This is a genomic window from Phenylobacterium sp. (genome assembly GCF_036495085.1).
Lineage (GTDB): Bacteria > Pseudomonadota > Alphaproteobacteria > Caulobacterales > Caulobacteraceae > Phenylobacterium.
The window spans coordinates 36,112-53,581 of record NZ_DASXNL010000187.1 but is presented as its reverse complement, the minus strand read 5'-3'; the positions used below and the strand labels follow the sequence as shown (position 1 = coordinate 53,581).

20 protein-coding genes are annotated in these 17,470 nt (G+C 66.6%); 11 read left to right on the top strand and 9 right to left on the bottom strand.

The annotated features are described in order from the left end of the window. From VGI62_RS21315 to VGI62_RS21305, 3 genes are all read left to right on the top strand, one after another. Positions 1-136: YbjQ family protein (locus VGI62_RS21315; RefSeq protein ID WP_331506592.1), on the top strand; the 136-nt coding region annotated here is incomplete at its 5' end. A gap of 14 nt (positions 137-150) precedes the next feature. Next, on the top strand, positions 151-555 hold the full coding sequence (locus tag VGI62_RS21310) for a RusA family crossover junction endodeoxyribonuclease (RefSeq protein WP_414695718.1): 405 nt from the start codon (positions 151-153) through the stop codon (positions 553-555). After that, positions 552-761: a DUF2007 domain-containing protein gene (locus VGI62_RS21305; RefSeq protein ID WP_331506589.1), complete on the top strand. Its 210-nt coding sequence runs from the start codon at positions 552-554 to the stop codon at positions 759-761. Before VGI62_RS21310 ends, VGI62_RS21305 begins: the two co-directional genes overlap by 4 nt. 71 nt (positions 762-832) lie before the next feature. Here VGI62_RS21305 and VGI62_RS21300 read toward each other — a convergent pair whose 3' ends face one another. The 4 genes from VGI62_RS21300 to VGI62_RS21285 all read right to left on the bottom strand — a co-directional run bounded on the left by VGI62_RS21300 (position 833) and on the right by VGI62_RS21285 (position 5,147). Next, positions 833-1,120, bottom strand: coding sequence for a DUF1153 domain-containing protein (locus tag VGI62_RS21300; RefSeq protein WP_324362073.1), 288 nt, complete (start codon positions 1,118-1,120; stop codon positions 833-835). 165 nt (positions 1,121-1,285) lie between these two features. Then, on the bottom strand, positions 1,286-2,662 hold the full coding sequence (locus tag VGI62_RS21295) for a flagellar hook protein FlgE (protein WP_331506588.1): 1,377 nt from the start codon (positions 2,660-2,662) through the stop codon (positions 1,286-1,288). Positions 2,663-2,777: 115 nt separating this feature from the next. Further along, positions 2,778-3,458, bottom strand: coding sequence for a flagellar hook assembly protein FlgD (locus VGI62_RS21290; protein WP_331506587.1), 681 nt, complete (start codon positions 3,456-3,458; stop codon positions 2,778-2,780). Between the two features lie 6 nt (positions 3,459-3,464). Next, positions 3,465-5,147 carry a flagellar hook-length control protein FliK gene (locus VGI62_RS21285; protein WP_331506586.1) on the bottom strand — a complete coding sequence of 561 codons (1,683 nt, stop codon included), beginning with the start codon at positions 5,145-5,147 and terminating at the stop codon, positions 3,465-3,467. 417 nt (positions 5,148-5,564) lie between these two features. On the opposite strand from VGI62_RS21285, the gene flgK reads away from it, so the two are divergent. The 5 genes from flgK (at position 5,565) to VGI62_RS21260 (ending at position 11,342) form a co-directional block, all read left to right on the top strand. Continuing rightward, complete coding sequence (flgK, locus tag VGI62_RS21280) at positions 5,565-7,673, top strand: flagellar hook-associated protein FlgK (protein ID WP_331506585.1); 2,109 nt, start codon at positions 5,565-5,567, stop codon at positions 7,671-7,673. Positions 7,674-7,701: 28 nt separating this feature from the next. After that, positions 7,702-8,631, top strand: coding sequence for a flagellin (locus VGI62_RS21275; protein ID WP_331506584.1), 930 nt, complete (start codon positions 7,702-7,704; stop codon positions 8,629-8,631). A gap of 61 nt (positions 8,632-8,692) precedes the next feature. Then, the gene (mnmA, locus tag VGI62_RS21270) at positions 8,693-9,877 is read left to right on the top strand and encodes a tRNA 2-thiouridine(34) synthase MnmA (RefSeq protein ID WP_331506583.1); all 1,185 of its coding nucleotides are present in this window, start codon (positions 8,693-8,695) and stop codon (positions 9,875-9,877) included. Between the two features lie 36 nt (positions 9,878-9,913). Further along, a complete protein-coding gene (locus tag VGI62_RS21265; protein WP_331506582.1) occupies positions 9,914-10,105 on the top strand; it encodes a hypothetical protein in 192 nt (63 codons plus the stop codon). A gap of 43 nt (positions 10,106-10,148) precedes the next feature. Continuing rightward, positions 10,149-11,342: an acetyl-CoA C-acyltransferase gene (locus tag VGI62_RS21260; protein ID WP_331506581.1), complete on the top strand. Its 1,194-nt coding sequence runs from the start codon at positions 10,149-10,151 to the stop codon at positions 11,340-11,342. 21 nt (positions 11,343-11,363) lie between these two features. On the opposite strand, the gene VGI62_RS21255 is transcribed toward VGI62_RS21260, so the two are convergent. Next, entirely contained in the window at positions 11,364-12,035 is a 672-nt protein-coding gene (locus VGI62_RS21255; RefSeq protein WP_331506580.1) for a DUF3617 domain-containing protein, read from the bottom strand. Between the two features lie 80 nt (positions 12,036-12,115). Here VGI62_RS21255 and VGI62_RS21250 point away from each other — a divergent pair, with 80 nt between their 5' ends. Continuing rightward, positions 12,116-12,382, top strand: coding sequence for a GNAT family N-acetyltransferase (locus VGI62_RS21250; RefSeq protein WP_331506579.1), 267 nt, complete (start codon positions 12,116-12,118; stop codon positions 12,380-12,382). A gap of 185 nt (positions 12,383-12,567) precedes the next feature. Here the strand turns inward: VGI62_RS21250 and VGI62_RS21245 are convergent, their stop codons facing one another. Further along, entirely contained in the window at positions 12,568-12,849 is a 282-nt protein-coding gene (locus tag VGI62_RS21245) for a hypothetical protein (protein ID WP_331506578.1), read from the bottom strand. A 302-nt stretch (positions 12,850-13,151) separates the two neighbouring features. Here VGI62_RS21245 and VGI62_RS21240 point away from each other — a divergent pair, with 302 nt between their 5' ends. Then, entirely contained in the window at positions 13,152-13,487 is a 336-nt protein-coding gene (locus VGI62_RS21240; RefSeq protein ID WP_331506577.1) for a YidB family protein, read from the top strand. Positions 13,488-13,506: 19 nt separating this feature from the next. On the opposite strand, the gene uvrB is transcribed toward VGI62_RS21240, so the two are convergent. After that, the gene (gene uvrB, locus VGI62_RS21235; RefSeq protein ID WP_331506590.1) at positions 13,507-15,756 is read right to left on the bottom strand and encodes an excinuclease ABC subunit UvrB; all 2,250 of its coding nucleotides are present in this window, start codon (positions 15,754-15,756) and stop codon (positions 13,507-13,509) included. A gap of 129 nt (positions 15,757-15,885) precedes the next feature. Between uvrB and VGI62_RS21230 the strand changes: the two genes are divergently transcribed. Further along, positions 15,886-16,278 (top strand): hypothetical protein, encoded by a 393-nt coding sequence (locus tag VGI62_RS21230; protein ID WP_331506576.1) that lies wholly within the window; start codon positions 15,886-15,888, stop codon positions 16,276-16,278. A 23-nt stretch (positions 16,279-16,301) separates the two neighbouring features. Here VGI62_RS21230 and VGI62_RS21225 read toward each other — a convergent pair whose 3' ends face one another. Both VGI62_RS21225 and VGI62_RS21220 read right to left on the bottom strand, forming a co-directional pair. Next, complete coding sequence (locus tag VGI62_RS21225) at positions 16,302-17,228, bottom strand: alpha/beta hydrolase (protein WP_331506575.1); 927 nt, start codon at positions 17,226-17,228, stop codon at positions 16,302-16,304. Positions 17,229-17,288: 60 nt separating this feature from the next. Continuing rightward, complete coding sequence (locus tag VGI62_RS21220; protein ID WP_331506574.1) at positions 17,289-17,453, bottom strand: hypothetical protein; 165 nt, start codon at positions 17,451-17,453, stop codon at positions 17,289-17,291. Positions 17,454-17,470: the final 17 nt, after the last annotated feature.

Sequence of the window (17,470 nt, the reverse complement as noted above, 5' to 3'; positions counted from 1 at the left end):
TCAACTCATGGTGGATCACGCCCAGGCCGCCGGAGCAGACGCCGTGCTGGCCATGCGTTACGACGCCAACGACATCATGGACGGCATTACGGAGGTGCTGTGCTACGGCACTGCGGTGAAGGTCGAAAGGATCTAGGGCCGGGACCGGGCGTGGACGAGGCCTGGACCCAGCACGGAAAGGTGCGCGTCCGCGAGTCGGGCGGCGCCATGGAGGTGGTGGTCGATGGCCTCACCACCCAGGCGAAATACTATAAGCCATTGATCTACGAGTTCTTCCGCAAGGCTTGGCGGGGTTCGCGGCCGGCCTGGGGCGAGTTCGCGGTCGAAATCCGCATGGAATATGTCGGTGACCCGCCCTGGCTCGATCTCGACAACCTGGCCAAGGCGATCCTCGACGCCATCAAGGGCTACGCCTTTCACGACGACGCCCAGGTGGCCCGGCTGCTGGTCGAGCGCGCGCCCGGCGACCGCGAGCAGATCCTGGTCAACGTGCGCCGGCTGCCGGGGACCAGCCAGTCCGCCCCGCTCCACCCGCACGGGGAGTTCCGGCGATGATCGCGGTCCTGGAGACCCACGACGCCGTGCGGCTGCATTTCCTCAAGACCGTGCTGGAGGAAGCCGACCTCCACCCCTTCGTTTTTGGCGCCACGCCCTATCCGGGCGCTCTGCCGAGCCTGCTGATGGTGCCGGAAGGCGAGGTCGACATGGCAAGGCGCCTGATCGACGAGGTCGAGAAGTCCGCGCCGCCCGATCCCGAATAAGAAACGGCCGCGCCCTGGGAAGGGGCGCGGCCGCACTTGACGCGAACCTCTCTTGGGGGATCAGCGAGAGGTCAGCGGTACTGCTGAATCCGTGTCGTGCGAAGGCCTGCGAGGCCATGACGATCGATGGAACGCTGCCAGGCCAGGAACTCCTCCGAGGTCAGTCGGTAGCGTTCCAGGGCGTCCTCGAGCGAGAGCAGGCCGCCACGTACTGCGGCGACGACCTCGGCCTTGCGGCGGATCACCCAGCGCCCGGTGTCAGCAGGAGGCAGATCCCTCAGCGTCAACGGCGCGCCCGTGGGCCCAATCACGTAGGACTCCCCACGGCTGTTCGTGCGCGTCTGCTGTTGCTGCAACATGGCTTTACGTCTTTCCCACCATCACTGTTGACGCGCAGAATAGACCGCGGCTCCTAACAGCCGCTGAATCGTGATAGTGAACGAACTACAAATCATTTGGTTTCCCATGTACTAATTCGGCACAATGCTGATCTTAATCTAAGTTAACCGATATTAAGACTGTGGTTACCGGATGATGTTGATCAATTCGTCCAGCATCGTGTCGGCTGTGGTGATGATCTTCGACGAGGCCGAATAGGCCTTCTGGGTAGTGATCAGGCCCGTGAACTCGGCCGACAGGTCTACGGTCGAGGCTTCAAGGCTGGAGGGGGAGATCTTGCCTGCCCCGCCCGTGCCGGCGGCCTTCAGCGTCATCTGGCCGGAGGGCAGGGTGGCCATGTAGGCGTTACCGTTCGCCGCCTGCAGCCCGTCGCTGTTCGGAAAAGTGGCGACGGCGACCTGGGCGATCTTGCGGACCTGGCTGTTGTCGAACAAGGCCGACACGACGCCGTCGGCTCCGACCTGGACGCCCACGATGTTGCCGACGCCAGCCCCGTCCGAGCTCACCGAATTGACCGTCGAGGCCGAGGCGAGCTGGGTGAACTGGCTGAGGTCGACCTTCAGGGTCTGGCCGGCGATGCCCAGGCTGGTCGCCCAGGCCGGCGAGGTCCCCCCCGAGGCTCCGAGCGTGAGGGTCGGCGGAGACCCCGCCGGGCCGAACAGGGTGGTGTTCGCCGGATCGATGGACCCATTGGAGTCGAACGCCACCACGCCGGCCGCGATCTGGCCGTTCGGGCCGGCGCCGGAGACGTCGCCGGGGGTGACGGCGTAGATTTCGGCGTTCCAGGTGTTCGGTGTGGAGGTTTTTTCGAAAGCCAGCGCGAACTTGTGGGTCGCGCCCATGGAGTCCACCACGCTGAGCTCGATCGGCGCGGCGTCAGGGGGCGTACCAGTGCCGGTGGCGGCGAAGGCGGCCATGCTATTGGTGGCGGCGTTGTAAGTCGCTGCGGCCGCAGACACCGGCGTCGTCTGGTCGAGGTTGGCGCTGATGCCCAGCGAGGTTGTCGGCTGCACCGCAGCGCCGAGGTTCTTGACGTTGATTGCGCCCAGCTTCGACAGGTCGGACGGATCGACGCTGAAGCTCCCGTCCGCCTGCACCGGCCACCCCTGCAGGTAGAGACCCGCGTCGTTGACGAGATATCCGTTGGCGTCCGGCGCGAATGCTCCTGCGCGGGTGAACTCCCGAGGATCGGTGGCTGTAAGGCCCTCCCCCTTTGTGCTCACCACGAAAAATCCGTCGCCGGAAATCGCCAGGTCTGTCGCCGACGAGGCGGATTGGATCAGGCCCTGCTGGCTGATGAGCTGCTTGGAGACCCCCTGGACCCCGCCGGCGGAATATTCGCCCTTCACCGCCTGCGACGTCACCATGGTCGCGAAATCGACCTGGTTGCGCTTGTATGAGGTGGTGTTGACGTTGGCGATGTTGTCGGAGATCGCCGCCAGCGCCGAGGAGTTGGCCACCAGGCCCGAAACCCCGGCTAGCAATGCCGAATTGATGCTCATGGTTCGTTCCGTTCTTTCCTGGGAGCCGCTTGCTGCAGCCGCCCGGCGACGCCGAGACGGCGTCCGGGTTGATGGGATGTGCGTCCGCGGCTCATGAGCCGGTCGTTGGCGTGGTTCATGACGTCGCGGCCTGGTTGATGGCGGTGACCTTCGACCAGTCGACCGAGCCGCCGTTGACGGTGATCGAGGTCGCGCCGCTGTCTTGGAGGACGCCGGTGACGAGGCCTTGGACGTATGTGGTCGAAGCGATTGCGGCGCCGCCGGCGTCGGTGGCCGTCACCCGCAGCGTATAGGTCCCGCCATTCGGGAGCTGGTTTCCGTTGAGGTCCTGGCCGTTCCAGGTGAAAGCGTGGTCGCCGGCCTTCATGTCGCTCGGAGCCTCGGCGTGAACCAGCTTGCCGTTGGCGTCGAACACCTCGACTTTGAGGTCCGATGCGGCGGAGCCGAGGTTATACGTCCATTGCGCCTGGCCGCCGCTGAGGTTCGCCGTGTCGCTGACCGCGCGGACGTTCTTGCCGATCAGGCTGACCGCCGTGGAGACGCCGTTGGAGGTGTTGTTCACCAGCTTCTGGAGGAGGTCGTTGGCGTTGAGCTGCTGCTCGACGCTGGTCATCTGCACCAGCTGCTGGGTGAACTGGTTGGAATCCAGCGGCGCGGTTGGATCCTGGTTCTGCAGCTGCGTGGTGAGCAGGCTGAGGAAGGTGTTGAAATTGTCCGCAAGGCTCGCCTTGCCGAGCGCGGTCGTGTCCGCGGTCGTCGTGGGCGTCGCGGCCGGGTTTGGGGCGATGACGGTCATGGGTCCTCAGATCCTGATGTCCACGCCGGAGGCTGCGCTCCGGCTGGACAGGTACGGGCTGCTGGGCGCGGCGTCGGCCGTCGTGTCGAGCGCCGCCTGGAAGGCCCGGCCGCGGAAAGCCGCGCCGGTGTTGCTGTCAGAGTCCTGCTGGCCCGGCGCGCGGCCGCCCTGGCCTTGTCCCTGGTCGGCCGCCACATCGAACGAGAGCCCACCGGATAGGTCGAAGCCGGCCTGTTCGAGCGCGTGCTGCAGTTCGCCGGAGCGGGATTTCAATTCGGCAGCCGCCTGGGGGTTGTCGAAAGCCATGGCCGCGCTCATCCGGCCGTTAGCCCCGATCTCGACGCGAACGTCCACCTTGCCGAGGCCGGCCGGATCGAGCTGCACGTCGAAGCGAGTCGACCGGCCGTCGAGCTTCTTGGCGATCTGTGCGGCGAGGTTGGCGACTGTCTGCGGCGAGCCGCGTACGGCGATAGCGGCCGCGTGGATCAGGCTCGCGGGCGCAGTGTTCGCAGCTGTGTCGAGGGCAGCGGGGGCTTGCGGGGTCGACTCCGGGCCTGACTTGCCGTCGACGGCCGCAGCTTCGGGCTCGCGGGGCAGGGCGTCGTCCTTCGCCTGGCCGCCGACAGGGGCGCCGGACGCATTGGCCTCCTTCACCGGGGCGTTGGCGTTGGCGTTTAAAGTGGGCGCCGCGTCCGATTGGGCGCCCTGGACACGCGACGCCGCCTTGGGCGCTGGCGCCTTGTCCTTGCCGTCGGCAGGCGCTGTAGGTTCTGTCTTGACCTCGGCGCTCGCCGCGCGGGCGGGCGCAGCGGCGATGGCCGCGGCGGCGGTTGGAGAAGCGGCGAAAGGCAGATCCGGCGTGGCGGCCTGCGGCGTGGCCTGAGATGCAGGCTGTGACGAGGCCGGAGCGGCAGGTCGCGACGGGGCCGAAGCAGCAGGCTGCGGCCCCGGCAGGCCCGCGTTTGCAGCCGCGGCCTGAGCGACATCCGGCCTGGGAAGCGAGGGCGACACCCCTGGCGCCGTCACCGCAGCCTTCGCAGTGGCGCTGGCGTCAGTGGCGAATTCGCCGACGTTGGCCGCCTTTGGCTGGCTCACATCCGCGCTGGCCGGCGCAGTGACGCCGAGCAATTTGGCGAGGGTGGCGACGGCCGCCTGGCCGGGTGATTTCGTCCCACTGTCTCCCGGCGCCTCCGGGGCCTCTCCCCCAGTCTGCGGAGTGGAGGTCGCCGCCGCGGGAACGGCCGAAGCCTGAAGCATCAGGGCGAGGATCGCATCCGGCGTTGCAGCCGCGGCCGTGGTGGACGCCGCCTCAACGGTGGATGGAGCGGGCGCCGCATCAGCATCCTTGTCGTCTGTGGTCTTGGCCTCGCCTGTCGCCTTGGCGTCGCCACCGGCCTTTCCCTTACTGCCGTCAGCGGGGTCGGCCTTTCCCTTGCTGCCGTCAGCGGGGCCGGCCTTTCCGACGAGTTTGCTCAGCAGGGGGACGTTTCCAGCGCCCGCAGCGAGCACCCCGTCGGCTTTGGCGCCTTGCGTCCCGAAAAAGGCGCCCAGCAGCGCCTCGAAGCCGGTGAGCGGACCGTTTGCGTGTGCGCCCTGGACCCCCGCGCCCGCGCCAACACCCGGAGCCCCGCCGGAAGGGGACGCGCCGGGCGACGGCGGTGCGGCGGAATTGATCGCGGGAGCGGACATTCAGAACGGCAGCCTTGCGCGTCGGGGAAGATGACGATGGGCTGACGCGTGCTGCGTCGGGGATATTCGCAGGGCTCGGAGCAACCTTTGCGCCAACTGCGCAAGTCCTTGCTTTTACGAAAGTAACGACCTTCGGGGTCAGGAAGCGGCGCACCCGCTGGGCCGGAAATTGCCGGGCGGATTGCGGCCTGACGGGCGTTTCCTGCCGCCCTCAGAAAATTTTGTCGCCCGGCCGATCAAAGAGGGCCTTCTGATCTGGCGCCGGTCTTGCGCTCTATTGCGTGAGGTCATCGGACCTAGAGACCGACTATGTTGAAAATAAACGATATTTCGACCGATCTCACGCGGGCTCGCCTCAAAGGCTCGGCAGATTCCGCCGGGTCGGGCGTCAGCCTTTGCCGGGCGGAGGCTTAAGGCATGTCGCTGACCATCGCGCTCCAGACGGCCGCCTCGGGCCTCCAGGCAGCCCAGGCCAGCCTGCGCGCGGTTTCGGACAATATCGCCAACGTCAACACCCCCGGCTATGTCCGAAAGACTGTCGTCCAGCAGCAACTTGTCGTCGACGGCGCAGGGGCGGGCGTCGACATCAAGGGCGTCCAGCGCGTCACTGATCAGTATCTGCAGTCGGCTAGTATGACCGCAAACTCCGACGCCAGCCGCTACGACGCCGTTTCGCAGTACCTGGATAACGCCCAGAGCCTGTTCGGCGACCCGTCGGGCAGCGACTACTTCTTCAACCTTCCGGACGACATTGCCGCCAACTTCGCCAGCGCTGCGAACGATCCGTCATCCACGCTCTTGCGGACGCAGGCGCTGAACTCTGTCGGGAATTTCCTGAGCGAGGCCGACCGGATCAACGGACAGGTCGCCGCGCTCGGAAAGACAGTCGACACGCAGATCGCCGGCGACGTCACCCAGGTGAACACCCTCCTGGCGCAGATCGACAAGCTGAACACCGACATCGCCCGGGCGCGGGTCAGCGGCGGCGACTCCACCGGTTCGGAAAACCTCCAGAGCCAGGCGCTTGACCAGCTGACGGCCCTGATGAACGTCAAGGTGAGCCCGCGCGACCAGGGCGGCGTCACCGTCCGCTCGTCCGAGGGAGTGCTGCTGGCCGGCGATGGCGCCTCGACGCTGGCGTACAACACCAGCGGGACGACCCCGGGCTATGTCTCGGTCACGACCCCTGGAGCCTCCAGCGGCTCGCAACCGATCAACATCGCCAGCGGCGAGATTCGCGGCCTTCTGGACCTGCGCAACGACAAGCTTCCGGGCATCGCCGACGAGCTTGGCGAGTTCGTCTCGCGCACCGCCCAGCAGCTGAACGCCGCCCACAACGCCTCTACGGCGTACCCGCCGCCGACCACGCTCAACGGACGCAACACCGGCCTCGATCTACCCACCGCGGTCAGCGGCTTCAGCGGCCAGACCAGCGTTGCGATCACCAATTCGTCGGGCGTCGTGCAGCAGCAGGTGGCGATCGATTTCACCGCCGGCACGATGAGCGTCAACGGCGGGGCGGCCGTCGCCTTCACACCCGCAAGCTTCCTCACCACCCTAAACACGAGCCTGGGCGCGCAGGGGACCGCCACCTTCGCCAACGGCGCGTTATCGATTTCGGCCACAGGTTCGAACGGGGTGGCGATCGACGAGGGCACATCGCAGAAGGCCGCGCAGGGCTTCTCGCAGTTCTTCGGCCTCAACGACCTGATCACCGCAAGCGGCGTCTCGACCTACGACACGGGATTGTCGCTGAGCGATCCCAACGGCTTCACGCCCGGCGCTTCGATCACGCTGCGGCTTTCCACTCCGGACGGCAAACCGCTGCGCGATGTGACGGTGGCCGTCCCGCCGGCCGGGAACCCGACCATGGGCGACCTGGTCAATGCGCTGAACAACAACACGAGCGGTGTCGGCCTCTACGGGGCGTTCACCCTGGACGCGCAGGGAGGCCTGAGCTTCACCGGCAGTTCCCCGCAGAACGCCCAGCTCTCCGTCGTCCAGGACACGACCCAACGTGGCGTCGGCGGGCCCTCGATCAGCCAGTTGTTCGGTCTGGGCGCCGGGCCGCGTTCCACCCGGGCGGCCAGCTATTCGGTAAATCCGGCGCTGAGCGCCGACCCGACGAAGCTTGCATTCGGCGCCCTCGACCTCAGCGTGGCCGCGGGCCAGCCGGCGATTTCGCCCGGCGACGGGCAAGGCGCCCTGGCCCTTTCGCAAACCGGCCTCAGCCCCACCCTGTTCAAGGCGGCGGGCGACCAGAGCGCAGTCAGCATGACGCTCGCGTCGTACGCCGCACAACTCGGGGGAGCCATCGGCCGTGATGCCGCCACCGCGGACTCGCAGAAGACCAACGCCACGGCGGTCAAGAGCGAGGCCGACACCCGCCGCTCGTCCGTCGAGGGCGTGAACATCGACCAGGAGCTCGTCAGCCTCACCACCTACCAGCAGGCGTACAGCGCCAACGCCAGGATGATCCAGGCCACCAAGGATTTGTTCGATGTCCTGGCCGGCCTCATCACATGACCCGCCTTAAGCCCTGAGAGATCGGACCATGATCGATCGCGTTTCAACCGCCGGAAATTACTCAGCCATCCTTGCGAACCTGATGGCGGCCGAGAACCGTCAGACAGACGCGGAGAACCGCGTCTCCTCGCAGAAGAACGGCGACTCCCTGAAGGATTACGCCCCGCAGGTCGAGACCCTCACCGCGATGAAGTCGGTGGACGCCCGGATCACCAATTACCAGTCCGCGAACACCCAGATCGCCGCCAAGCTGACTACCCAGGACGGCGCATTGAGCGCCACCGCCGATGCCGCAACCGCAGTTCGCCAGGCGATCACCGAGGCCCTGGCAAACGACAACGCCGACGCTTTGATGCAGACGGTCCAGGGCCAGTTCCAGAGCGCGGTCACCAACCTCAACGCCCAATACGACGGCAAGTACCTTTTCGCGGGCGGCCAGGTCGCCACCAAGCCCGTCTCGGCAACCACACTCAGCGATCTTACGTCTGGCCCGCCAATCTCGAGCTTCTTCCAGAACGACAGCTTCAAGGTCCAGGCCAAGCTCGACGACTCCACCACCGTCACCACCGGTCAGCTGGCCAGCGACCTGGGAACCAACATGCTGACCTCGTTCCAGGCGTTACAGGCGTTCGACACCGGCGGGTCGGGGCCGCTTAGCGGCCAGCTCACTGCGTCCCAGCGCACCTTCCTTCAAAACCAGCTCGCCGGCTGGGACCAGATCGGCCAGGACTTGACCACCGCCACGGCGCAGAACGGTATCCTCCAGAACCAGGTCGACCAGGTGGCTACGAACCTGGTCAGCCAGAAGACCACGCTCACCGGAATGATCGGCGGGATCACCGATGCCGACATGGCCAAGGCCGCCACGGACCTCTCCAACGCTCAGCTCTCGGTCCAGGCGACAGCCCAGGTGTTGCAGGTCATGCAAGGCTCATCGCTCCTGAACTTGCTCAGGTAACCGCGCGGCGTTCTGTCTCCACACACTCCCCACAAGGGGGCGGGAACGCTATATGGGCGCCATGAACGCCCCCGTTCTCTCCGCTGGAACCCTTAGCGACGGCCTGATCGCCGCCGCGCGTGAGGCCGTGCGCCTGCCTGCCGGGACCCGCATCGTCGCGGCCATGTCCGGCGGGGTGGACTCGACCGTCACGGCAGCCTTGCTGGCCAAGGCGGGCTACGACGTGGTCGGCGTCACCCTGCAGCTCTATGACCACGGCGCCGCGATCCAGAAAAAAGGCGCGTGCTGCGCTGGCCAAGACATCCATGACGCGCGGACCGCGGCCGAGAGCCTGGGGATCGCGCACTACGTCCTCGACTATGAGAGCCGGTTCAGGGTCGAAGTCATCGAGGAGTTCGCCGACGCCTACCTGCGCGGCGAGACGCCGATCCCTTGCGTGCGTTGCAACCAGACTGTGAAGTTCCGCGATCTGCTCGACGTCGCCCGCGATCTCGGGGCTGAGGCGATGGCGACCGGCCACTACGTGCGCCGTGAGGTCGGTCCTGTGGGGCCGGAGCTGCACCGCGCCGTCGATCCGGCTCGCGACCAATCCTACTTCCTGTTCGCCACAACCGCAGAACAGCTCGAATACCTGCGCTTCCCACTGGGCGGTCTGCCGAAGCCGGCCGTCCGCGCCGCCGCCGCCGAATTGGGTCTGGCGGTTGCCGAAAAGCCGGACAGCCAGGACATCTGCTTCGTGCCTGAAGGCCGCTACACCACGGTCATCGACCGGCTGCGCCCTCATGGCGCCGAGCCCGGCGACATCGTGCATCTCGATGGCCGTACGCTTGGCCGCCACGAGGGCGTCACCCGCTACACCATCGGTCAGCGTCGCGGCCTGAACGTGGCCGTCGGCGACCCGCTATTTGTCGTCCGCATAGACGCCGACGCGCGTCAGGTGATCGTCGGCCCGCGCGAGGCGCTGCTCACGCACGCCCTGAGCCTGAAAGAAACCAACTGGATCGGTGAGGGAACGTCCATCGAGGCCGCCTGCGGCGTCGCACGTCGCGTGCTCGCCCGCGTTCGTTCGACCCGCGAACCGGCCCCCGGACGCCTCACTCTCGTGGATGGCCACCCCGGCGTGGTCTTCGACGCGCCGGAGGAGGGCGTCGCGCCTGGACAAGCCTGCGCACTTTACGCCCCGGAAGCCCAGTCCCGCGTCCTCGGGGGCGGCTTCATCGCCGGCACTGCGCGAGCGAACCTCTAAGACGCTCGGTCGTTCTCCCCGCAAAGGAGACACCCTATGGCCAGCACGAAGAAGTGGATCGCCGGCGCAACCAAGAAGAAGGGCGCCCTGCATGAGGCCTTGCATGTGCCCAAGGACGAGAAGATTCCCGCCGAAAAGCTGCACGCCGCGGCCAAGCGAGGCGGCAGGATCGGCAAGGAAGCACGCTTGGCCGAGACCCTGAAGGGGTTGAACCACAAACACGGCTAGCGGCGGGATGACGAAAAGGGAGGGGAGCGCTTATATCCGCTCCATGAGCAGCCCCGCCTCCGACCCCGTTGTCATCGCCGGCTACGCCCGCACGCCCATGGGCGGCTTCCAGGGCGTCTTTGCGCCTGTGAAGGCCACCGAACTGGGGGCGGCCGCGGTTCGGGCCGCAGTCGAGCGCGCGGGCGTCCAGCCCGGCGCCGTCGAGCAGATCGTCATGGGCTGCGTTCTTCCGGCAGGCCTTGGCCAGGCCCCGGCGCGGCAAGCGGCGATCGGGGCCGGCCTGCCGACCTCTGTCGAGGCGACCACCGTCAACAAGATGTGCGGCTCGGGCATGCAGGCCGCGATCATGGCGCATGATGCGCTGGCCGCCGGCTCCGTCGACGTCGTCGTGGCGGGCGGCATGGAGAGCATGACCAACGCGCCCTACCTTTCCAAGCAGCACCGCAGCGGCGCGCGCATCGGTCACGACACCCTCTACGACCACATGTACCTGGACGGTCTGGAGGACGCCTATGAGCCCGGGCGGCTGATGGGCTCCTTCGCCGAGGAGACCGCCCGACAGTACCAGTTCACCCGCGAGGCCATGGACGAGTTCGCGATCGGCTCGCTGACCCGCGCCAAGGCCGCTACCGAGAGCGGCGCATTCCGGCGCGAGATCGTCCCCTTCGAGGTGGTCACCCGCAAGGGCGCCATCCTGATCGAAGATGACGAGCAGCCGTCCAAGGCCGACCCAGCCAAGATCCCGACGCTCAAGCCCGCCTTCGCCAAGGACGGGACCATCACCGCGGCCAACGCGTCTTCGATCAGCGACGGCGCCGCGGCCTTGGTGATGACGCGGGAGTCTGTCGCGAAGAGACTCGGCATGACCATCGTCGCCCGCGTCGCGGGTCACGCCGCCCACGCTCACGAGCCCGGTCTCTTCACCACCGCGCCTGTGCCGGCGATCCAGAAATGCCTGAGGCGCGCCGGCTGGAGCGTGGCCGACGTCGACCTCTTCGAGGTCAACGAGGCCTTCGCTGTGGTCGCAATGATCGCCGAGCGGGACCTGGGCCTCGACCGCGCCAGGCTGAACGTCAACGGCGGGGCCTGCGCACTCGGCCACCCCATCGGCGCCTCGGGCGCCAGGATCCTTGCCACTCTGCTGAGCGCTCTGAAAGCACGGGGGGGCAAGCGCGGCGTGGCTTCGCTCTGCATCGGCGGCGGCGAAGCCACGGCGATGGCGGTGGAGCTGGCGTAAGCGCTGACGCGCCCCAGGCTATTACTGGGCCTGGTGCGTAGCGGCCTCCACCGCCTTTGCTTGCGCGCGAAGTTTGGCGATCTCGGCGGCGCTTGGCACGTGACCCTGAGGCATGCCGCTCGGGCCCTTGCCGGACATGGCGTCGTTCACGTTGATCCGCATGCCGCCGGGCATCTCCATGTCGCCGGGCTTCATGCCACTCGGGCAGGGCCCCTCCCAGGTGGCTTCGATGGCGATCTTGTGCGTCCCGTTGGCCTGCGGCATCGGACCGCCCGTGGTCACTGAGGTCGCCTCGACCTTGTAGTGCGAACCGAAGTCGCCGCGCGCCGTCCCGTCCGAGGTGGTCGTGCCGCTTGAAGGTGAGGCGCAGACCGAATGGAACGCCCAGCTGCCGCCCGCTTGTCGGCTGATCTTCTGCTCGGCGCAATTCGACTTGGCGGCCTGCGAACCCCACCAAGCCATCTGTCGTTCGGTCGCCGCGTCGAGGCACAGCTTTGTCGACTGCTGCATCTGGGCCGTCGAGACCGTCTGGGCCCAGAGCCCCGGCTTGCGGGCCGGGGGTGTCAGCGGGCCGGCCGATGTGGGCGCGCTCGCCTCGGCGGTCGGCTTGGTCACGCTCGTCGTCTCGGCTTTCTTCTGGCAAGCCGTCAAAGCCAGCAGCGCCACAACGGAAATCCCGATCGCATGTTTCATCTTGAACCTCCCGGCCCAATGCCCAGTTTGCAACGCTAGACGCGAACGATCCGCCCATCCAGCGCCAGGAGAAGAGAGTTATGCCCGAGCTTCGCGACACCGGCGCCCGCTACGAAATGGACGAGCAGGGCCTGACGTCCTGGGCCGATTATCGCCGTGCCGGCGAGCGACTCGTCATCGACCACGTGGAGAGCCCGCTTCCGTTGCGCGGCACGGGCGCCGCCGGGCGTCTGATGGCGGCGCTTGCCGCCGACGTTCGCGCTCGGAACCTGCGGATCACGCCCATCTGCGGGTACGCCGCGGCCTGGCTCAAGCGCAGCCACGAGTTCCGGGACTTGGTGGGTTAGCCGCTACGTGTGCGCGGACCGCGATCGGAATTTTGAACAATACGGTTAGCCGCGAATCCCGCCCCGTAGCATTGCTCGACGGTGCAGGGATCGACGCGCTCCCAAGCGACCAGATGGCCGGTACGCTCCAGGGGCCGCCAGCCGGAACGCCCCCGATCGGGACGAACCGGCTGCGCTAAGCACGCCTACTGTCGGCCGGAGATGGCTTCCAGGGTCTGGACGCGGGCATCGGCATCTTCCACGAACCGGCGAGCAAGGTCGCGGATGCCGGGCGGGTAGGCGTCGCCGCCTTCCGCGATCTCGGCCGCGATCTGCTCGGCGTGCAAGATTGCCGCTGACAGGGTGCGAACGTGGTCCTTGGCGAGCTGCTTAGCCTCCATCTGGAGGCGGCGCACGCGTTCGGCAACGGTTTCTTGTTTCGGTGAGTGGCGGTCGTTGTCGGCCACAACGCTCAGAGACGGGCTCATGCGGTAAGTCCTCATTTCCCCAACCCAGGTTCGCGACGTTCCGGGAGGATCACAATGATCCCCTAACCGGTGGCATCGGGCCCCTGACGCTGTCTCGGTTACGTACAAGAGACGTCACGGGTTCCCCTCCGCTGCATGAACGGCGCCGCTTAACTGGCTGGTGAAGCAAGAAAGCCACACCTTGGGGTTAACATCGGTGACCCCGGTCACTTGGGATCATCTCCGCGCGCCCTACCGCGCTGGCGGCAGAACAGCCTGCGAGGTATGACGCTAGCCGCGCAAGTCACAGGAGGCGAGGTCCCATGGGATTGTTCGACGGAGTGCTCGGCGGGGTGATCGGCGCCGGGATGGCGTCGGTGGTAAGCGACCTCATCGAGAAGCACGGCGGCGTGCAGGGGGTCGTTTCAGAGTTCCAGTCGAAGGGCCTGGGCGGCACGGTGCAGTCCTGGATTGGCACAGGCGAGAATCATCCGATTTCTGAGGATCAGGTGCACCAGGCTCTGGGTCCGGACACCATCGCCCAGCTCGCCGCCAAACTCGGCATGCCGCAGGATGAGCTGACAGCGAAGCTGTCGCAGGTCCTCCCGCAGGCGATCGACCACCTGACGCCCAATGGGGCCGTCCCGCCGACCGCGTAGGGCCTTTGCCGGAAGAGCCCTAACGCCGCCCTTTGCGAAAGCGCTCGGCGGCTTCCGCCCGCGCCTCGGCCTTCACCCGCTTCACCGCGCCGCGATCCACCGCCTCGCCGGGGGCGGTGAGCGCGTCGTTGGCGAATTCAAGGTCCAGCAGCTTCAGGCGCTTGATCTCGTCGCGCAGCCGGGCGGCGTCCTCGAACTCCAGGTTGGAGGCCGCCGCGCGCATACGGCCTTCCAGGTCGCGTAGCGTGGCCTTGAAGTTGTCGCCGAGGAACGGCTTGCCGGCTTCCTCCGCCACGCCCACCGGCACGGTGACGCGGTCCTTTTCGTAGGGCGAGGCCAGGATGTCCTTGATCCGGCTCTTGATGCTGGCCGGGGTGATGCCGTGGAGGGCGTTGTACTCTTCCTGCTTCTCGCGCCTGCGCTTGGTCTCGGCCATGGCCCGTTCCATCGAGCCGGTGACGCTATCGGCGTAGAGGATCACCCGGCCGTCGACGTTGCGCGCCGCGCGGCCGATGGTCTGGATCAAACTGGTTTCGGAACGCAGGAAGCCTTCCTTGTCGGCGTCCAGGATCGCGACCAGGCCGCATTCGGGGATATCCAGGCCCTCGCGCAGCAGGTTGATGCCGACCAGGGCGTCGAAGGCGCCAAGCCTCAGGTCTCGGATGATCTCGATGCGCTCGAGGGTATCGACGTCAGAGTGCATGTAGCGAACACGCAAGCCCTGCTCGTGCATGTATTCGCTCAGGTCCTCGGCCATCTTCTTGGTCAGCACAGTGATCAGCGAGCGATAACCCTGGGCGGCCACCTGGCGCACCTGGTCGATCACGTCGTCGACCTGGCTGAAGCCACCCTTCGACACGGGTTTGATCTCCACCGGCGGGTCGATGAGGCCGGTCGGGCGGATCACCTGCTCGGTGAAGACCCCGCCGGTGCGTTCAATCTCCCAGGGACCTGGGGTGGCCGAGACGTGCACGGTGTCCGGCCGCATTGCGTCCCACTCCTCAAACTTGAGTGGGCGGTTGTCGATCGCGCTGGGCAGGCGGAATCCGTACTCGGCGAGGGTAAACTTGCGGCGGTAGTCGCCGCGGTACATGCCGCCGATCTGCGGCACCGTCTGGTGGCTTTCATCGACGAACAACAGGCCGTTCTCAGGAATATATTCGAAGAAGGTCGGCGGCGGCTCGCCGGCGCGGCGGCCGGTTAGGTAGCGGCTGTAGTTCTCGATGCCGGCGCAGGAGCCGGTGGCCTGGATCATCTCCAGATCGAAGGTGGTGCGCTGTTCCAGCCGCTGTGCCTCCAGCAGCTTTCCGTTGGCCACCAACCAGTCGAGCCGTTCACGAAGCTCGTCCTTAATGTGGGTGATCGCTTGGTTGAGCGTCGGGCGAGGCGTCACGTAGTGGCTGTTGGCGTAGATCTTCACCCCCTTCAGGTCGGCGGTCTTCTTGCCGGTCAGCGGGTCGAACTCGGTGATCGCCTCGATCTCATCGCCGAACAGGCTGATCCGCCACGCTCGGTCCTCGTAGTGCGCCGGAAAGATCTCGATCGTATCGCCGCGCCGGCGGAAGGTCCCGCGCTCGAAAGCCTGATCGTTGCGCTTGTACTGTTGGGCCACCAGGTCGCCCATCAGCTTCTTTTCGTCGATCCGCTGGCCGGGCTCCAGCGTGAAGGTCATGGCCGTGTAGGTCTCGACCGAGCCGATGCCGTAGATGCAGGAAACCGAGGCAACCACGATCACGTCGTCCCGCTCGAGGATCGCCCGCGTCGCGGAGTGGCGCATCCGGTCGATCTGCTCGTTGATGGAGCTGTCCTTCTCGATATAGGTGTCGGTGCGCGGGACGTAGGCTTCCGGTTGGTAGTAGTCGTAATACGAGACGAAGAATTCGACCGCGTTCTCGGGGAAGAAGCTCTTGAATTCGCTGTAGAGCTGGGCGGCGAGCGTCTTGTTCGGCGCGAGGATCAGCGCCGGGCGCTGGGTTTCCTCGATGATCTTGGCCATGGTGAACGTCTTGCCGGAGCCGGTGACCCCCAGCAGCACCTGGTCATGCTCGCGCGCATTGACCCCTGTCACCAGCTCCGGGATGGCGGTCAGCTGGTCGCCGGCCGGCTGGTAGTCGCTGACCAGCTTGAACTTCCGCCCTCCCTCGGACTTGTCGGGCCGGGCCGGCCTGTGGGGCTTCCACAGCATCGGCATGGTGTTCTCGTCATAGTCGAACGTCGCCGTCACGTCGGCGACGCCGCCTGAAGCGGTCGGGGCGGGAGCACGGGCCATGCCCCGAACGTAGGTTTTCAGGCCTGCGAAAGCCACCCCGTCCCAGCGCGATGCTGACAGCAAGGTGGCAGTAGCGCGGCCCTCGAAAATCCCGCCATCGTGGTTAGGGTGACGTCAACGGAGAATCCCATGGCCGCAGACCATCTCAATGCCGAAGCTGTTCGCGCCGCGCAGGGCGTGCTCGACGCCTTCATGAAGGCCTTCAACGCCCGTGACATCCCGGCCTTCGAGGCGACGTTCAACTTCCCAAGCGTGCGACTTGCGTCGCAGGGCCTGGTCATCCTCAACGCCGGCGACATGAAGGCCGAGCGGTTCACCACCGGCGCGCTGGCCGAGTGGGACCATTCCGCCTGGGACCGCCGCGAAGTGATCCACGCGGGCCCCGACAAGGTGCACATCGACACCCGCTTCACACGCTACCGCAAGGACGGCTCCGTGATCGGCGGCTTCGACTCGATTTACGTCGTCACCCGCCAGGACGGACACTGGGGCGTGAAGATCAGGTCCAGCTTCGCGCCTTGACTTGATCCGGTGAACTGCGAGGCCTACCGCCGCTCGTCCAGCCAGTCCTTGATGGTGCGGTTGACCATGGCCTCGGCGTCGTGTTGTACGAAGTGGCCGGCGGTGGGGATCATCAGGATGGTGGTGTCGGCGGCGACGTGGTCCCACGTACCGTTATGCCCGGCGGCGTTGAGGGCGGTGTCCTTCATGCCGTGGATCACCAGCACCGGGACCTTGATGGGTGGGAAGGCTTGCGGCGGGCCGGCCGCCTCGCCGGTCCCCCTCGGATAATTCGCACGGTAGTAGTTCATCATGGCTGCGAAGTCGGAGCGCCTGAAGGCCTCGACGTAGCCGGGCTTTTCTGCGGGATCCTTCACCCAGCCTGCCAGGCCTTCGGCGCTCAGCATCTTCTCGGAGCCCTCTTTCTGGAAGTTGCGCGCGTAGTTGGAGCCCTCCTGCTGGGCCTTGTTTGTGGCGAGTTCGCGGGCCATCCCGGCCGGGTGCGGCACCGACAGGATGATCAGCCTGTTGACCACGTCGGGCCGGCTCATCGCGGCGTTCCAAGCAATGGCCGCGCCCCAGTCATGGCCGATGACGATCGCGTCCTTCTGTTTTTCGGCGGCAATGACGGCCGCCACGTCACCCACCAGATTGGCCATGGCGTAGGCGGCCTCGCCCTTGGGCTGGTCGGAAAGGTTGTAGCCGCGGTTGTCGAGCGCCACCGTCCGGTAACCGGCCGCGGAGAGTGTCGCCATCAGCGGTTTCCAGGTCGCCCAGTAGTCCGGGAACCCGTGGATCATCACGACGAGCGGCCCCTTGCCCTCGGCGACGTAATGGATCTTCACCGCCCCGTTCTGGGCATAGAGATCCTGAGGTTTCGCGGCCGGCGCGGCCGGCGCGGCCTGAGCCATGCTGACCATCAACAACGTCGCGGCGAGCGCACCGCTAAGCCTCGCAACCATTCGTCTCATCTCGATCCCCCAGGTTTCGGGGGAGCATAGCACGCCTGATCGATGGCGCAGGGGCGCTGGTCAGTAGAGGCCGTGGGCGCTGCTGAACGCCATGAACGCGGAGCCGGCGAGGCAGGCGATCGCCAGGATGAAATTGCGCACGAGGGTTCTCCTTCGACTTTCGGCGGAGGGAGATAGGCCGCTGACGCGCAGCTCGATGTGACCAGGGTCACCGGCTGCTCCCATACTATGCGCTAGACAGT

What these genes read in the sequence shown, in the direction of transcription:
- VGI62_RS21275 (WP_331506584.1), top strand. Translation starts at nt 7,702, where the DNA reads ATGATCGATCGCGTTTCAACCGCCGGAAATTACTCAGCCATCCTTGCG.
- flgK (WP_331506585.1), top strand. Translation starts at nt 5,565, where the DNA reads ATGTCGCTGACCATCGCGCTCCAGACGGCCGCCTCGGGCCTCCAGGCA.
- VGI62_RS21255 (WP_331506580.1), bottom strand. Translation starts at nt 12,035, where the DNA reads ATGAAACATGCGATCGGGATTTCCGTTGTGGCGCTGCTGGCTTTGACG.
- VGI62_RS21245 (WP_331506578.1), bottom strand. Translation starts at nt 12,849, where the DNA reads ATGAGCCCGTCTCTGAGCGTTGTGGCCGACAACGACCGCCACTCACCG.
- VGI62_RS21225 (WP_331506575.1), bottom strand. Translation starts at nt 17,228, where the DNA reads ATGAGACGAATGGTTGCGAGGCTTAGCGGTGCGCTCGCCGCGACGTTG.
- VGI62_RS21260 (WP_331506581.1), top strand. Translation starts at nt 10,149, where the DNA reads ATGAGCAGCCCCGCCTCCGACCCCGTTGTCATCGCCGGCTACGCCCGC.
- VGI62_RS21230 (WP_331506576.1), top strand. Translation starts at nt 15,886, where the DNA reads ATGGCCGCAGACCATCTCAATGCCGAAGCTGTTCGCGCCGCGCAGGGC.
- VGI62_RS21285 (WP_331506586.1), bottom strand. Translation starts at nt 5,147, where the DNA reads ATGTCCGCTCCCGCGATCAATTCCGCCGCACCGCCGTCGCCCGGCGCG.
- VGI62_RS21240 (WP_331506577.1), top strand. Translation starts at nt 13,152, where the DNA reads ATGGGATTGTTCGACGGAGTGCTCGGCGGGGTGATCGGCGCCGGGATG.
- uvrB (WP_331506590.1), bottom strand. Translation starts at nt 15,756, where the DNA reads ATGGCCCGTGCTCCCGCCCCGACCGCTTCAGGCGGCGTCGCCGACGTG.
- VGI62_RS21250 (WP_331506579.1), top strand. Translation starts at nt 12,116, where the DNA reads ATGCCCGAGCTTCGCGACACCGGCGCCCGCTACGAAATGGACGAGCAG.
- VGI62_RS21300 (WP_324362073.1), bottom strand. Translation starts at nt 1,120, where the DNA reads ATGTTGCAGCAACAGCAGACGCGCACGAACAGCCGTGGGGAGTCCTAC.
- VGI62_RS21295 (WP_331506588.1), bottom strand. Translation starts at nt 2,662, where the DNA reads ATGAGCATCAATTCGGCATTGCTAGCCGGGGTTTCGGGCCTGGTGGCC.
- mnmA (WP_331506583.1), top strand. Translation starts at nt 8,693, where the DNA reads ATGAACGCCCCCGTTCTCTCCGCTGGAACCCTTAGCGACGGCCTGATC.
- VGI62_RS21220 (WP_331506574.1), bottom strand. Translation starts at nt 17,453, where the DNA reads ATGGGAGCAGCCGGTGACCCTGGTCACATCGAGCTGCGCGTCAGCGGC.
- VGI62_RS21305 (WP_331506589.1), top strand. Translation starts at nt 552, where the DNA reads ATGATCGCGGTCCTGGAGACCCACGACGCCGTGCGGCTGCATTTCCTC.
- VGI62_RS21290 (WP_331506587.1), bottom strand. Translation starts at nt 3,458, where the DNA reads ATGACCGTCATCGCCCCAAACCCGGCCGCGACGCCCACGACGACCGCG.
- VGI62_RS21265 (WP_331506582.1), top strand. Translation starts at nt 9,914, where the DNA reads ATGGCCAGCACGAAGAAGTGGATCGCCGGCGCAACCAAGAAGAAGGGC.